Consider the following 14,379-nt stretch of genomic DNA (forward strand, 5'->3'; position numbering starts at 1 on the left):
TGTGTGGGTGTTGGGTTTTTTTTATTTTTGTTGTGGGGGGGGGCCCCCGCCCCCCGCCACACTTGTCTGTGTCGGCCCTCCCGCCCATGTCCGCCGACAGCAACGTCGGTTCCGCCGACAGCAACGTCCTGGCCGCCGACAGCAACGTCGGTTCCGCCGACAGCAACGTCCTGGCCGCCGACAGCAACAGGCTTTGCGCCGACAGCAACCCACGCACCTCAGAAATACCCACCACGGGAGCGCAGGGCTCGCTCGATCTCCATCACCACTCCCCACGGATCGGTCCGGAGACGGTCGGCGTCGATGCGGATGATGATCCAGCCGAGTTCGCGGAGTCGCGCATCGCGAGCCCCGTCCCGCGCCCGCTGCGCCGGCGACGTGTGGAAATCCGCACCGTCGAACTCGATCGCGATCATCGGCCCGACGTACCCGAGGTCGATACGGGCGAAGATCTGCCCGTCGTCGTCGGCGACCTCGATCTGAAGTTCCGGGGTGGGTAATTCCGATCGGTGCATCAGCAGACGCACCCAGCTCTCGGGTGGCGACTCCGCATCGCCGTCCACCAGCGGAATCAACTCGCGCAGCTGCCGGACCCCTCGGTGCCCGGCGAACCGTTCGGCGTGACGTCGCACCTCGTCGAGCCCGAAGCCCGTGGCCCGCGCAAGATCGTCGAGGTGACCGAGCGCACGCCATGGTGGACCCACCCGCCCCAGGTCGAAAGCCGTACGGACCACCGACGTCACGGCAATTCCATCGATCTCGACGACGTCGTCGGGGGTGAGTCCGGTCCGTCGCGCCACCGTGCGTCCGCGCCCGGGCCGGTTTCCCGCGTCGGGACCACGAAGGAGCTCGATGGTGAAATCGCCGTCGTGCCAGAGACCCCCGTGCATGATCTTCGCCGCGATCCCCCCGACGACCACGTCGTCGGGGGCGCAACGAGCCGTCACGGCAATCCGCTCTCGCGGCGGGAGAATCGCCGTCCGCTCGACATACAGATTCCCGTGCAACCGGGTGAAGGCGGCGTCGAACACCTCGCCCGTCATGTCGGAGCGCTCGAGTGCCTGCTTCCGTCGGATGGCGCGTCTGTCGGATTCCGGAGTGGGTTTCATCATCATTGGACGCGCCGGGCAGGGGAAGGGACCCGCGCAGTTCGTCGGCCTGTGGACAGACCGTCGTCGCGCCGTCACCGTCCGGTGTCTGTGGATGCTCTCGACCCGATCCCAGTTGCTCTCGCGTAGGATCTCGGTTGCTGTCGGCACGATCTCGGTTGCTGTCGGCACGATCTCGGTTGCTGTCGGCACGATCTCGGTTGCTCTCGCGTAGGATCTCGGTTGCTGTCGACGGGATCTCGGTTGCTGTCGACGCGAAACAGGTTGCTGTCGGCGGGATTTCGGTTGCTGTCGGCGGGGAGTCAGTCCTGCGGGACGACGCCGGCGAGAGCCGGAAGCGCGGCGCTGATCAAGGCCAGCAGCTGATCACGATCGATCACCGGATCGGTGAGCCACCTGATCGTGGTGTCCTCGACGAACGAGATCCAGCCTTGCACGGTCATCTCGACGACCGGCGTCACCGCGATACCCAGCGCGGGCGCGTGGTCGAGAACGCGGGCCGCCATGACGGCGCGCGTCTGGTCGAATACCTCACGCATCGCCGGATCGGCGCTCGACGACCCGCGCATGAAGGCCATATACGCCTCGCGATTGTCGGTGACGTAGTCGATGAACGCCGACATCGAGGCCGAGAGCATCAGGAGTGGATCACCGAACCCCGGATCGGGCTCGGTGCGTTCGAGCATCTCGTCTGCCTGCGCCCGGGCGATGGAGACGTGGAAGTCCTGCTTCGACTCGAAGTAGTGGAACAGCAGGGCCCGTGACACCCCCGCGGCCTCTGCGATCGCGTCGATCGACACCTGCTCGAGCGGGCGGTCACGCACCATGTCGAGTCCGAGCTCGACAAGCTGGTCGCGCCGGGCTTCCGGACTCATCCGCGTACGCTTGGCCGCCGGCACAGAACCCGAGGTCACCGCCATGGTCTGAATGTCCTCTCGTTCGCCGTCGATGCTGGTAGGTCCACCGTAGGCCTTTATTGATCAAGATTCAATAAGCTATTGACGGCTGTTCAGTAGACCTTTATGGTGGGACCATGACAATGATCGATGTACAGATCGCCATCATCGGAGCGGGGTTCTCCGGCCTGGGCGCAGCCATCAAGCTCAAGCAGAACGGCTTCGACGACTTCATGGTCATCGACCGCGGTTCGGATTTCGGCGGCACCTGGCGCGACAACACCTATCCGGGCGCGGCCTGCGACGTGCCATCGCACCTCTACTCGTATTCCTTCGCCCACAATCCGGAGTGGTCACGCTCGTACTCCCATCAGCCAGAGATCCATCGCTACATCAACGATGTCGCCGACCGCCACGCCGTGCGCTCCCACACCCGCTTCCAGACCGAGGTGGAACACGCCGAGTGGCACGAGGACGAGCGTCGCTGGATCCTCGACGTGCTGCGCGACGGGCAGCGCGAACAGGTTCGCGCGCAGATCATGATCGGTGCGATCGGCCCTCTCTGTGAGCCCAACCTCCCCGACATCGACGGCTTCGACGGGTTCCAGGGCACGATCGTGCACTCGGCCCGCTGGGACGACGACGTCGACTTCACCGGCAAGCGTGTCGCGGTGATCGGCACGGGCGCCTCGGCCATCCAGTTGGTCCCCGAACTCGCCAAGGTCGCCGGCCGGCTCGACGTCTACCAGCGCACCGCACCCTGGATCGTGCCGCGCACCGAACGCGCCTACTCGGCAACCGAGAAGTGGGCCTTCGCCAAGGTTCCCGGGTACCAGTCGGCCGTCCGCGGCGCGATCTATGCGATGAACGAGGTCACCGCATTCGGTCTCACCTATTCGCCCAGGTCGCTCAAGCCGGTGGAACTGGTGTGCCGCGCCAACATCGCCCGATCGATCCGCGACCCGGAACTCCGGACGAAGGCGACCCCGACGTTCCAGGTCGGCTGCAAGCGCATCCTGCGCTCCAACGAGTGGTATCCCGCCATCGCGCGTCCCAACGTCGACCTCGTCACCGACGGCATCGCCTCGATCACCGAGAACGGGATCGCCGATAAGAACGGCACCGTTCGAGAGGTCGACGTGATCGTGGTGGCCACCGGTTTCCACGTCACCGACTCCCCCGTCTTCGACAAGATCGTCGGCGCCGCCGGGCGCAGCCTTGCCAATGTGTGGGACGAGATCGGCATGCAGGGCTACAAGGGCGCATTCGTCAACGGCTTCCCGAACATGATGCTGATGGTCGGACCGTCGACGGGCCTCGGCCACACCTCGATGGTGTACATGATCGAATCCCAGTTGAACTACCTCGTCGACTATCTGAAGACGGTTCGCGCACAGGGCATCACGCGCACCGACGTCACATTGGCGGCCCAGCAGCGCTACAACGCGGAGGTCCAGCACGATCTGCGCAACAGCGTGTGGGTCAACGGCGGATGCGCGTCGTGGTACAAGGACCACCACGGCAACATCACCACGCTGTGGCCGGGATTCACCTTCAACTTCCGTCGTATCACCCGGCAGTTCGACATCGCCGCCTACGATGTGGAACGCCGTGGGGCGCGCCCGCTCCCGGCCGAATCCGCCGACACACAGCCGTCACCGGCCAACGCCTGACCGCCGCAACCCACACCGAACCGAGGAGTACACATGAAGGACTTTCGCGACAAGGTCGTCGTCGTCACCGGCGCGGGATCGGGCATGGGCCGTGACCTGGCGGTCAAGCTCGCACGCAAGGGCGCCAAGCTCGCCATCTCGGACATGAACCCCGACGGCCTGGCGGGCACCGAGAAACTGGTCGCCGAGACCGGTGCGCCGGTCCACGCCCAGATCCTGAACGTCGCCGAGCGTGAGGCCGTTCTCGACTACGCGGAAACCGTCGTGGCGCACTACGGCAAGGTCAACGTGATCTTCAACAATGCCGGGATCGCACATCACGGCGAGATCGAGCGGACCGAGTTCAAGGACATCGAGCGCGTCATGGACGTCGACTACTGGGGTGTGGTGAACGGCACCAAGGCGTTCCTGCCACACATCATCGCGTCCGGCGACGGCCACATCGTCAACACGTCGTCGCTGTTCGGTCTGCTCTCCGAACCCGGCCAGGCCGCGTACAACTCGGCGAAGTTCGCCGTTCGCGGCTTCACCGAGTCGCTCAACCAGGAGATGATCCTGGCCAAGTACCCGGTCAAGGTCACATGCGTGCACCCCGGTGGCATCAAGACGGCGATCGCGCGCAACGCCACCTCATCCGGCGACCACGATCAGAAGAAGTCCGCGGAATTCTTCGACCGCTATCTCGCCCGGATGACCTCCGAGGATGCCGCCGACGTGATCATCAACGGTGTGCAGAAGAACCGGGCCAGGGTATTGGTGGGCGCGGACGCGAAACTCCTCGACCTCTGGGTGCGTCTCGTCGCGTCCGGCTACCAGGGCATCACGGCACGGGTCACGGGATGGGCACTCAGCAAGGCGAAGTGATCGTCGCGCGTCCGCGGGTGGCCGGCCGGACTACAGACCGTGTTCGGCCAGCCACCCGTTGGCGAGGTCGGCGGGAGCCGCCCCGGCGACGGCCCGTCGCGTCAGTGTCGCGAGGTCCGCGGTGGTCATCTCGCCGGCCACCTTGTTGATCGTCTTCACCTGATCACGGGACAGCGCCGCCGTCCGGTACACCGGCACCAGCTGCTCGGCGCGCGGTCCCGTCGCGACCACCGCCCGGCCACCCGGCGCATCCTCGGAAGGCGACTCCGCAGTCGTGGCCTTGTCCGCGGTCGCACCAGCACCTGTCTCCGTCGCCGACTTCGGCACGGTCAGCGCCCGGATGTCCCCGGACGAACCCTCGGCATCGTCGCCTGCGACGTCGAGCGGGGTCAGGAGCCCGACCGCGCCGCCGCCTGCGACCCGTCGGACCACCGCGGACGACGACGGCACCGATTCGACCGGGCCGAATCGGCAGCCCGCGGCGCTGAGCGCATCGATCGTCGGTCCATCCGGGTCGCCGACCACCACCAGCGGCAGTCCCGGCGCCAGTCGCGAACAGTGCGCCAGATCGGTGACCTCGTGGTCGGCGACCGAGGCCGCCACGAAGATCTGCGGCGTCGCCGAGACCGTGGTCGCATCGCCGACTGAAACACCTTGCGGGAGTGACCGATTCAGCTCGGAGTAGACCTGATCGGCGGTGGGCGGGGCTGATTGCGGAGCCAGCTCGGACAGCAGCCGCCCGCTGAACGCCGGGAAGAGGTCGACGGTGGTGGCATCCATGTCGTCGAGCAGGGAACGATAATCCCCGCGCGGCACGGTCATCGAGACCGGACTGCCGGCATGCCGCAACGCGCCCGCATAGATCTGTGCCATCACCTGCATCGACGGAGAATTCGGCGCTCCCATCACCAGATCGCCGTCATGGGAATCGGCCTCCGAGCACCCGGCCACTGCGGCGAGGGCGAGAACCATCAGGATCGCTGTCGCGGCACGCTTGATCACGCACCCACGTTAGCCGGACGCCACGATGAAGCCCGCAATGGAGTCGGCGATGAGCTGAACCGCGATGGCGGCGAGCAGGAGACCGGCGATCTTTGCCAGCAGGGTGACCCGCCGAGGCCCAGCACCCGGATGAGGACGGTGGAATAGCGGAGCGCGATCATCACGATGAGGTGGACGCTGATGTTCACGACCAGCGTGATCAGGGTGTTCGTGTGACCGTCAGGTCGACGGGCACGCGGTGATCTTACGAGTAGCATCCGAGTCGTGCCCTCGATGCCACACCTGCGCCCCGGTGGACTCGTCCCCCCGCGTCGGGAGAAGAGGCCGCTGCCCCGAATCCCGGTGCCGGTGGCCCGTGCTGTCGTGGACTGCGCGGTCTACGTCGACGGGCATCGCAGGCCGGGGCGCATCTCCTACACCGACGCACTCGATCAGGTGCGCTCGACGGGCGAGGGTTTTGTCTGGCTCGGCCTGCACTCCCCCGACGACGCACAGATGCAGGGTGTCGCCGAGGTGTTCGGCCTGCACGAACTCGTGGTCGAGGACGCGGTACATGCCCACCAGCGCCCGAAGCTCGAGGTCTACGACGAGACCCAGTTCCTGGTGCTGCGGACGGTGAAATACGTCGAGCACGAGTCGATGGAGAAAGCCAGCGAGGTGGTCGAGACCGGCGAGATCATGATCTTCGTCGGGTCGGACTTCGTGATCACGGTGCGGCACGGCGACCACACCCACCTCTCCGGTCTGCGCCGACGACTCGAGGCACGACCGGAGCGTCTCGTCCTGGGCCCGACCGCCGTCCTGCACGCGATCGCCGACCTCGTCGTCGACAGCTATCTCGCGGTCACCGACGAGATGGAGAGCGACATCCTCGCCATCGAGGAATCCGTCTTCGGTCCGCGACGGTCACTGAACATCGATCCCGTCTATCTACTCAAGCGCGAAGTCCTCGAACTCCGGCGGGCGGTGACCCCGCTGACCGGACCGCTGGCCCGTCTTACCGGACAGAACCCGTTGGTGCCCAAGGAGATCCGACGGCACTTCCGTGATGTCGCCGATCACCTGACCACAGTCATCGACCGGATCGTCGAGTACGACGAGGTGCTGTCGTCATTGATCGGCACCGCGGCCGCAAAGGTGGGGATCCAGCAGAACACCGACATGCGCAAGATCTCGTCGTGGGTCGCGATCGCCGCGGTCCCCACCATGGTGGCGGGGATCTACGGCATGAATTTCGACTACATGCCCGAACTGCACCAGCATTGGGCCTATCCCACCGTCATCGTGCTGCTGATCGTCGCGTGCACCGGACTATGGGTGGTCTTCCGCCGTCACAACTGGCTGTGATCACCCGTCAGAGCATCCACCCGCTAGAGTTTCGCGGCCGCCCGATCCGATGAGCGCACGTCGATCCCGGCCTCGGCCCAGGCCTCCCGCAGGGCCGTCGCACCTTTGAGACGCACCCACGCCGCTTCGTTGGCGGTGATCGGGACGGCCCGCAGAAATCGCACCGGATCCATGGGTTCGTCGAGGGCCAGTTCGCCGAGCTCGTCGGCCTCCAGCAGGACGGCGGTGCACGCCGCACCATCCCAGACCGGCTCGGAGAGGTCGATCAGGGCGTCCTCCCCGATGATCAGACCTTCGACGGCCGGCGCCGCCGCCAGGGTCGCCATCCGCCGGTGCAGTCCTGGCAGCGGCGCTCCTGCGTGCATCCGCACCACCAGCTCGGCTCGCGGGCCGCGCACCGGGTCCGCGTGGATGTCGGTCGGCTCCGACATCGGATGACGGGCGCACCCCACGGTGACGTATACGAGGTCGTCGCCGGTCACGAAGCGCGCGACGTCGATCGGTTCCACGCCGAGGAAGGTCACCGACGCACGCTGCGGTCGCGCATCGAGTCGCTCGGCGAGGTACTCATTGATCCGGTCGGTGACAGCATCGCTCACGCATCCACCGTAGTAGGCCCGATGGCCTAGCCTGAAGGCGTGGTACGTGTCCTCGCGGTGGCCGATGAGGTCATCGATTCCCTGACCTTCGGGGTCGGCATCGAAGGGCGTCCCGACATCATCCTCGGTGCCGGTGACCTGCCGTTCGAGTATCTCGAGGTGCTCTCCACCCTCTGTGACGCGCCATGCGTCTACGTCCCCGGTAATCATGACCGAGACCTGACCGGTTACCGACACGGCCGCGCCGGATGGATCCGGGCCGGCCTGCCATCGGCGGATCCGGGACCGCGCGGCGCGATCAACGCCGATCGGCGGACCGTGACGGTGGCCGGACTGCGGATCAGCGGGCTCGGCGGGTGCCGACGCTACAACGACGGTCCCAACCAGTATTCGGATATGCAGCAGCGCATCCGCTCGTGGCGCCTGAGTTGCACCCGCGCCACCCCCGACATCCTGCTGACCCACAGCCCGGCACGCGGGATCGGTGACGGCGACGACGTGCCCCATCGTGGCTTCGACTGCTACCACGGACTGGTGCGGTCGCTGCAGCCCACGTTGCTCGTCCATGGTCACGTCCATCCCTTCGGGGCACGGCCGGCCGACAAGATGATCGGCGACGCGACGATCTCGATGAACGTGGTGGGTTACTGCCAGTTCGACATCGATCCCGGTACCCGCGAATTCCAGATCGTGAGGCGACGTCATGGCTCGTGACACCGGATTCCCGGATGCGGACGCGGAGAACGACTTCACCCGGATGCGTCGGCACGCCGAGATGTCGCGTCTCATGGCGTGGTTCACCCGGCAGCCCGCCGACGTCAACACCGTCCTGCCGTTCGACGAGGTCGTCGCCGCACTCGGCCGGATCGGCGACACCTACCTCGGGCTGCAGCAGGTAGAGGTGGAGTCCATCGTCGGAAGTGTCGACCGCACCAAGGATTTCGACCGGTACTTCCGGCCTACCTCATCCCGCATCCGGGAGCGGTGGCAACGCCTGGCGGCCGCGCAGCGCCGCGGCGAATCGGTGCCGCCGGTACGGCTCTACCGCATCGGCTCTATGCATTTCGTGCTCGACGGCCACCACCGGGTGTCGATCGCGATCGCCCGCCACCTGCACACCATCGACGCCTACGTCACCGAGATCCACACGCGCATCTCGCCGGAGGGCATCAACGCGGCGTCTGACCTGATCATGAAGGATCACCGGCGACTCTTCCTGTCGCGGGTCCCGCTGGCCGGCGCGCAGGCGGGTGCCATCCGATTCTCCGATCCCTTCGACTACGCCGAGCTGTCGGAGAACGTGGAAGCCTGGGGATTTCGGCTCGGACAGGAGATAGGCGAGTTCCTCAGCCGCCCGGAGGTGGCCCGCCGATGGTTCGGCGAGGAGTTCCTGCCGGTGGTGCGGATGGCCCGGCGCGCCGACATCAGGCCCGACCTGACGAGTGACGCCGAGCTCTATCTCTGGCTGGCGTGTGAGCGTTATCGCTTGGTACGCAAGCACATCTGGGATGACGACATCCTGCGGGAACTACACGACCAGGGCCGTCGGCGCCGTCGCTGACCGGCGCCTCCGAGCCGTCGCACCGGTACCGCACGACGAGGGAGCACACGAGCATGTCCATCACCCCCACAGACGTCGAACATCTGCGCCGCTGTGTCGATCTGGCACGCACGGCGCTCGACGCCGGTGACGAGCCGTTCGGTTCGACGCTGGTCGCCGCGGACGGGACCGAACTGTTCGCCGACCGCAACCAGGTGTCCGGCGGCGATGCCACCCAGCACCCGGAGTTCGCGATCGCCCGCTGGGCCGCCACCAATCTGTCACCGGCCCAACGTGGGTCGTGCACGGTGTACACGTCCGGTGAGCACTGCCCGATGTGCTCGGCGGCGCACGCGTGGGTCGGCCTCGGCCGCATCGTGTACGCCGGGTCGGGCGCACAACTCGCCGCGTGGCTCGTCGAGTGGGACGCAGCGCCCGCACCGGTCGCGGCGTTGCCGATCCAACAGGTCGCGCCGGGTGTGGTGGTCGACGGACCCGTCGACGAGTTCACCGAGACCCTGCGCGACCTACATCACGCCCGCGTCATCCGAGACGCAGGTTGACCCCGGACGACTGATCGAACACGGCGACCTTCGAGCTGTCGTAGAACAGTTCGGCGGTGCCGCCCCGGCTGATCCGGGACTCCGGCGAGACGCGTGCGATCATCTGTCCGCCACCGATCTCCGCACCGGAATCCGCGGCGAGCTCGTCGAGGGCATCGCTGGACGCGGCCGGCGAGTCGACTGTGAAGTAGACGTAATTGTCCGATCCCATCGATTCGATGACGTCGACGCTGGCCGTCAGCGTCGACCCGGTGGACCGGGCCGCCGGATCGACGAGGGCCGCGTCCTCGAGATGTTCGGGACGGACGCCGACCAGCACATCGCCGTTGCTCTTGGCGCGCTGCGCGTTGGTGACGATCTGCTGATGATCGGGTATGGCGACCCGGCCGATCGGCGTGTCGATGCCGTCGCTGCCCAGGCGCCCCGGCAGGAAGTTCATCGCGGGCGAGCCGATGAACCCGGCCACGAACAGATTGGCCGGGTTGTTGTAGAGCTCCTGCGGGGTTCCGATCTGCTGGACGTATCCGCTGCGCAGCACCACGACCCGGTCACCGAGGGTCATCGCCTCGGTCTGATCGTGGGTGACGTAGACGGTGGTGGTGCCCAACCGGTTCTGCAGGCGGGAGATCTCGGTCCGCATCTGCACACGCAGTTTGGCGTCCAGATTCGACAGCGGCTCGTCCATCAGGAAGGCCTTGGGCGAGCGCACGATCGCGCGTCCCATCGCGACACGCTGCCGCTGACCACCGGACAGGTTCGCCGGCTTGCGGTCCATGTACGGCCCGAGGTCGAGGATCTTGGCCGCCTCGTCGACCTTCGCGGTGACCTCCGCTTTCGACAGCTTCGCCAGCGTCAACGGAAAGGCGATGTTCTCGCGCACCGACATGTGCGGGTACAGCGCATAACTCTGGAACACCATCGCGATGTCGCGGTCCTTGGGTGCGCGGTCGTTCACCCGTTCCCCGCCGATCCGGAGCTCGCCGGAGGAGATGTCCTCGAGTCCGGCGATCATGTTGAGGGTGGTCGACTTCCCACACCCCGACGGGCCGACCAGGATGATGAACTCCCCGTCGGCGATCTCGACGTCGACCCCGTGGACCGCGGTCGACCCGTCCGGGTATTGCTTGGTGACGTTGTCCAGAACGATGTCGGCCATGGGTTATCCCTTCACCGCGCCGGAGGTCAGCCCGGCCACGATTCGACGTTGGAAGAAGAGCACGAAGATGATGATCGGAATGGTGATGACCACGGCGGCCGCCGCGATCGAACCGGTGGGCTCCTCGAACTGACTGTCACCGGTGAAGTTGGCGATCGCCACCGGTGCGGTGATGGCTCGCTCGGTGGAGGTCAGCGACAGGGCGAGCAGCAGGTCGTTCCAGGCGAAGATGAACACCAGGATGGCCGCGGTCACGACGCCGGGGGCCGCGAGCGGCGCGATCACCTTGCGGAAGGCCTGCCACGGGGTCGCACCGTCCATCTTGGCCGCCTTCTCCAACTCCCACGGGATCTCCCGGAAGAAGGCTGAGAGCGTGTAGATCGCCAGCGGCAGTGCGAAAGTGATGTAAGGCAGGATCAGACCGGGCCAGGTGTCGAACAGCCCCAGGTTTCGCTCGATGTTGAACAACGGTGTGACGAGCGAGATCTGCGGGAACATCGCGATCAGCAGGGCGGCACCGATCAGCAGCTTCTTACCCGGGAAGTCCAGGCGCGCCACGGCATACGCGGCCATCGTGCCCAGGATCACCGCGATGACCGTGGTGATCAGCCCGATGCCGATCGAGTTGCGCAGCGCGCTGGTGAAGGCGCTGGTCTCGAAGATTCCGGTGTAGTTCTCCCAAGTCCATTCCTTGGGGATGAAGCTGCCGTCCTTGACGCTGCCCGGGGGCTTGAACGACAGGCTGATGATCCACAGCAGCGGGATGATCGCATAGAGGATCACCAGGATGTTGGCGATCGACCACCAGGCCTTGTTTCCGATACCGGATCGCACGCGGCCTACCTCCCCTCGTTCTCGGAACCGGGCGCCGCGGTACCGAAGCCCTTGATGAAGATGAACGCGATGATCGCGACACAGATGAAGATCAGGATGCTGATCGCCGACCCGACACCGAGGTTGAATGCCTTGAAGAGGTTGTCGTAACCCAGCATCGACACCGAATAGGTGTTGTTGGAGCCCTTGGTCAAGACGTAGATGTTGTCGAAGACGCGGAACGCATCCAGGGTGCGGAACAGGAGCGCGACCAGGATGGCCGGCTTCATCAGCGGGATGATGATGCGCCACAGGCGTGTCCACGCACCGGCGCCGTCCACCTGCGCCGCCTTGAGCAGGTCGTCGGGAACGAGCGCCAGACCTGCGAGTAGCAACAGGGCCATGAACGGTGTGGTCTTCCAGACCTCGGCGAGCACGATGATCGCCAGCGACGGCCACTGCGAGGTGAGCGGTGCGCTGCCATCGGGCAGCAGGTTGGCCAGGTAGCCGGTCTCCGGCGTCCACGCGTAATACCACGAGAACGCGGCCGCCACGGTCACGATGCCGTACGGGATCAGCACCACCGTGCGGATGGTTCCCCTGCCGAAGATGGTGCGGTGCATGACAAGTGCGATCGCCATGCCGAGCACCAGCTCGATCGCCACGGACACCACGGTGATCCCGAGGGTTACCGAGAACGCCGTCCACCAGTAGTTGTCGGTGAGCACGGTGGCGTAGTTGTCGAACCAGACGAAGCTGCGCTCGCCCGGAGCCGAGAGGCTCGACTTGTTCAACGACAGCCAGATCGCGTACACGATCGGATAACCGGTGACGAGCGCCATCATGATCGCCGCGGGTGCCACGAGCCAGAGCGCGAGCCGCCGCTCCGCGGCCTTGCCCTCGCTCAGCTTCTTCTTGCCGCCCTTCGCGGGAGCCGCGGCGGGGCGCTCGGCGACGGCCACTCCCCCGGCCGGCGGCCGGGCTGCCGCAGCGGCGCCGCCCGCCTCGGGGGCAGCATCTCCTGCGGGAGGGGTCCATGCGTCGGAGTACACCGGTTGTGCGCCGGTGTCACCGGTCGACGGTGGCCGCACCGACGGTTCCCGTGCCGGGGTGTCGTTCTCCGGAAGGCTGTGGCGGCCCGGTCGCGACCGGTTCTCGCCATTGTCGCCGGTTGTCATGGGATCAGGCCCTCCCCGTCGATCGCCTTGCGGACCTGGTCGGCGAGCTCGTCGACCATCGTCTCGGGATTCCATGCGCCGACCGGACTCAACTTCGCGGTCACCAGTGTCGAGATCGCCTGGTAGACCGGCGAAGCCGGCCGCAGCGCGGCATTCCGGCTCTCGAGCTGGGTCCTGATGTCATCCCCCATCGGGTATGCGGCCTTGAAGTCCGGGTCGTCGTAGATCGACGCGATGGTCGGCGGGGTGCCACCGTCCACCGAATAGACCTTCTGTGCCGCTTCGTTCGTCAGGCAGTCGGCCGCCTTGAAGGCCAGGTCCTTCTGCTGTGAGGTGCTGGCCACTGCGATGTTGACGCCACCGAGAGTGGACCGGGCCGGCAGATCCCGACTCACGCCCGGATACCTCGCGAAGTTGAACTTCGTACGGACCACGTTGTTCACCGGGCCCAGCTGCGCATCGGTCGGCGGGTTCTCGGCGTCCTCGGCGAGCATGCCCGAGTACTGCTGCATCTCCGGGAAGAACGGGACGTCGCCGGCCGCGGCGTTGGATCGCATCGAGGAGAACACGAACGGCCAGTTGACCTCGAAGGCCGCACTGCCGTTCTCCATGCCCAGTCGCGCCGACGACTCGTCGGCGTTGGTCAGTGAGGGATCGTGTCCGGGAGCCGTCGCGATCGCCTTGAGGACCCGCAAGGCCTTGACGGTCGCCGCGCGGTGGGCGGGGGTGTCGTTGAGCGTCACCAGGTTCGGGTCGTCGGGGCTGACCACCGAACCGCCGGCACTAGCAAGCACCGAGTTGAACCAGACCATCAGACCCTCATACTGCTTGCCCTGCACCATGATATAGCTCGGTCCTCCCTTGCGGCGGATCGCCTCGGTATCGACGAGCATCTCGTCCCAGGTACTCGGCGCCTTGGACTTGTTGAGGTACTTGCGCAGCAGATCCGGCCGATACCAGAGCAATTGGGTGTTGGTCCAGGTCGGGATCGCGTACAGACGCTTCTGGGCGTCCTCGTCGGTCTTCCACATGGCCGTCTCGCGCGGTCCACCCAGGTTGGTCGCGGCAACCTTGGCGGCCAGGGCTTGCGGCACCGGCTCGATCCAGCCGGCGTCGGCGAACTCCGCGGTCCACACCACGTCCATCCCCATGAGGTCCAGCCCGGGATCGTTGCCGGCCAGGCGCCGGGCCAGCTGCAGTCGCTGGTCGTCGGCCGACTTCGGCAGGGGCGTGGTGACGATCTTGTACGCGCCGCCGGAGTCGGCGGAGCACTTCTGACCGACCTCGTCGATGAACGACGCGCCGTCGGCAGGCGGATAGATGTTGAGGACCTTGGGTGTGTAACCCGACCCACAGGCCGTCACGATCGGCAGGGCGGCGACCAGCACTGCCGCGCCCACCACCAGTTTTCGCCTTACCCCGCTTCGCGATCCGTGGCCGAGATGCCCACCCACGCGATGTCGACCGGATTCGGAACTGCCAGCCCGGAACCGCACGCAGCCTCCTTGTTGTCGTTCGCGGTGCAAGACAACGAGGCTGCACCGATCAGCGTCTGCTGCGTAACGGTATATGTCGCGGTTCGTGACATGCAACACATTCGGCATGGGCGTGCCAGAACATGCGGGAATCGTGATCTCCG

General features: G+C 66.3%; 14 protein-coding genes and 1 pseudogene. 6 read left to right on the plus strand and 9 right to left on the minus strand.

Annotation, left to right across the window (positions count from 1 at the left end; translation table 11 throughout):
• Positions 1-218: 218 nt before the first annotated feature.
• Together ACPXCG_RS00230 and ACPXCG_RS00235 are read right to left on the minus strand one after the other, a co-directional pair.
• Positions 219-1,112, minus strand: a complete 894-nt coding sequence (locus tag ACPXCG_RS00230) for an endonuclease domain-containing protein (protein WP_425787979.1) — start codon at positions 1,110-1,112, stop codon at positions 219-221.
• A 299-nt stretch (positions 1,113-1,411) separates the two neighbouring features.
• The gene (locus tag ACPXCG_RS00235; RefSeq protein ID WP_425787981.1) at positions 1,412-1,984 is read right to left on the minus strand and encodes a TetR/AcrR family transcriptional regulator; all 573 of its coding nucleotides are present in this window, start codon (positions 1,982-1,984) and stop codon (positions 1,412-1,414) included.
• 158 nt (positions 1,985-2,142) lie between these two features.
• Here ACPXCG_RS00235 and ACPXCG_RS00240 point away from each other — a divergent pair, with 158 nt between their 5' ends.
• Together ACPXCG_RS00240 and ACPXCG_RS00245 are read left to right on the plus strand one after the other, a co-directional pair.
• A complete protein-coding gene (locus ACPXCG_RS00240) occupies positions 2,143-3,678 on the plus strand; it encodes a flavin-containing monooxygenase (RefSeq protein ID WP_425787983.1) in 1,536 nt (511 codons plus the stop codon).
• A 33-nt stretch (positions 3,679-3,711) separates the two neighbouring features.
• Positions 3,712-4,542: an SDR family NAD(P)-dependent oxidoreductase gene (locus tag ACPXCG_RS00245; protein WP_425787985.1), complete on the plus strand. Its 831-nt coding sequence runs from the start codon at positions 3,712-3,714 to the stop codon at positions 4,540-4,542.
• 30 nt (positions 4,543-4,572) lie between these two features.
• Here ACPXCG_RS00245 and ACPXCG_RS00250 read toward each other — a convergent pair whose 3' ends face one another.
• Both ACPXCG_RS00250 and ACPXCG_RS00255 read right to left on the minus strand, forming a co-directional pair.
• Positions 4,573-5,544, minus strand: coding sequence for a glycine/betaine ABC transporter substrate-binding protein (locus ACPXCG_RS00250; protein ID WP_425787987.1), 972 nt, complete (start codon positions 5,542-5,544; stop codon positions 4,573-4,575).
• Between the two features lie 9 nt (positions 5,545-5,553).
• A pseudogene (locus ACPXCG_RS00255) lies at positions 5,554-5,726 on the minus strand (MarC family protein); the annotation flags it as partial.
• 91 nt (positions 5,727-5,817) lie between these two features.
• Between ACPXCG_RS00255 and ACPXCG_RS00260 the strand changes: the two are divergent.
• Complete coding sequence (locus ACPXCG_RS00260; protein ID WP_425790400.1) at positions 5,818-6,891, plus strand: magnesium and cobalt transport protein CorA; 1,074 nt, start codon at positions 5,818-5,820, stop codon at positions 6,889-6,891.
• 23 nt (positions 6,892-6,914) lie between these two features.
• Here ACPXCG_RS00260 and ACPXCG_RS00265 read toward each other — a convergent pair whose 3' ends face one another.
• Complete coding sequence (locus tag ACPXCG_RS00265; protein ID WP_425787989.1) at positions 6,915-7,490, minus strand: suppressor of fused domain protein; 576 nt, start codon at positions 7,488-7,490, stop codon at positions 6,915-6,917.
• A gap of 39 nt (positions 7,491-7,529) precedes the next feature.
• Here ACPXCG_RS00265 and ACPXCG_RS00270 point away from each other — a divergent pair, with 39 nt between their 5' ends.
• From ACPXCG_RS00270 to ACPXCG_RS00280, 3 genes are read left to right on the plus strand one after another with little or no spacing between them, the layout of a single operon-like run.
• A complete protein-coding gene (locus ACPXCG_RS00270) occupies positions 7,530-8,204 on the plus strand; it encodes a metallophosphoesterase family protein (protein WP_425787991.1) in 675 nt (224 codons plus the stop codon).
• Positions 8,194-9,051, plus strand: coding sequence for a chromosome partitioning protein ParB (locus ACPXCG_RS00275; RefSeq protein WP_425787993.1), 858 nt, complete (start codon positions 8,194-8,196; stop codon positions 9,049-9,051). Before ACPXCG_RS00270 ends, ACPXCG_RS00275 begins: the two co-directional genes overlap by 11 nt.
• Before the next feature lie 53 nt (positions 9,052-9,104).
• On the plus strand, positions 9,105-9,593 hold the full coding sequence (locus tag ACPXCG_RS00280; RefSeq protein WP_425787995.1) for a nucleoside deaminase: 489 nt from the start codon (positions 9,105-9,107) through the stop codon (positions 9,591-9,593).
• On the opposite strand, the gene ACPXCG_RS00285 is transcribed toward ACPXCG_RS00280, so the two are convergent.
• From ACPXCG_RS00285 to ACPXCG_RS00300, 4 genes are read right to left on the minus strand one after another with little or no spacing between them, the layout of a single operon-like run.
• Positions 9,574-10,749: an ABC transporter ATP-binding protein gene (locus ACPXCG_RS00285; protein ID WP_425787997.1), complete on the minus strand. Its 1,176-nt coding sequence runs from the start codon at positions 10,747-10,749 to the stop codon at positions 9,574-9,576. The two genes, ACPXCG_RS00280 and ACPXCG_RS00285, sit on opposite strands and share 20 nt — an antisense overlap.
• Before the next feature lie 3 nt (positions 10,750-10,752).
• Positions 10,753-11,583, minus strand: a complete 831-nt coding sequence (locus ACPXCG_RS00290; RefSeq protein ID WP_425787999.1) for a carbohydrate ABC transporter permease — start codon at positions 11,581-11,583, stop codon at positions 10,753-10,755.
• Between the two features lie 5 nt (positions 11,584-11,588).
• On the minus strand, positions 11,589-12,740 hold the full coding sequence (locus ACPXCG_RS00295) for a carbohydrate ABC transporter permease (protein ID WP_425788001.1): 1,152 nt from the start codon (positions 12,738-12,740) through the stop codon (positions 11,589-11,591).
• Positions 12,737-14,143 carry an extracellular solute-binding protein gene (locus ACPXCG_RS00300; protein ID WP_425788003.1) on the minus strand — a complete coding sequence of 469 codons (1,407 nt, stop codon included), beginning with the start codon at positions 14,141-14,143 and terminating at the stop codon, positions 12,737-12,739. The genes ACPXCG_RS00295 and ACPXCG_RS00300 overlap by 4 nt, the downstream gene beginning before the upstream one ends.
• Positions 14,144-14,379: the final 236 nt, after the last annotated feature.

Source organism: Gordonia sp. DT218, from assembly GCF_049847105.1.
In the GTDB taxonomy this organism is placed as follows: domain Bacteria; phylum Actinomycetota; class Actinomycetes; order Mycobacteriales; family Mycobacteriaceae; genus Gordonia.

What these genes read in the sequence shown, in the direction of transcription:
- ACPXCG_RS00295 (WP_425788001.1), bottom strand. Translation starts at nt 12,740, where the DNA reads ATGACAACCGGCGACAATGGCGAGAACCGGTCGCGACCGGGCCGCCAC.
- ACPXCG_RS00285 (WP_425787997.1), bottom strand. Translation starts at nt 10,749, where the DNA reads ATGGCCGACATCGTTCTGGACAACGTCACCAAGCAATACCCGGACGGG.
- ACPXCG_RS00230 (WP_425787979.1), bottom strand. Translation starts at nt 1,112, where the DNA reads ATGATGAAACCCACTCCGGAATCCGACAGACGCGCCATCCGACGGAAG.
- ACPXCG_RS00240 (WP_425787983.1), top strand. Translation starts at nt 2,143, where the DNA reads ATGACAATGATCGATGTACAGATCGCCATCATCGGAGCGGGGTTCTCC.
- ACPXCG_RS00280 (WP_425787995.1), top strand. Translation starts at nt 9,105, where the DNA reads ATGTCCATCACCCCCACAGACGTCGAACATCTGCGCCGCTGTGTCGAT.
- ACPXCG_RS00245 (WP_425787985.1), top strand. Translation starts at nt 3,712, where the DNA reads ATGAAGGACTTTCGCGACAAGGTCGTCGTCGTCACCGGCGCGGGATCG.
- ACPXCG_RS00275 (WP_425787993.1), top strand. Translation starts at nt 8,194, where the DNA reads ATGGCTCGTGACACCGGATTCCCGGATGCGGACGCGGAGAACGACTTC.
- ACPXCG_RS00260 (WP_425790400.1), top strand. Translation starts at nt 5,818, where the DNA reads ATGCCACACCTGCGCCCCGGTGGACTCGTCCCCCCGCGTCGGGAGAAG.
- ACPXCG_RS00235 (WP_425787981.1), bottom strand. Translation starts at nt 1,984, where the DNA reads ATGAGTCCGGAAGCCCGGCGCGACCAGCTTGTCGAGCTCGGACTCGAC.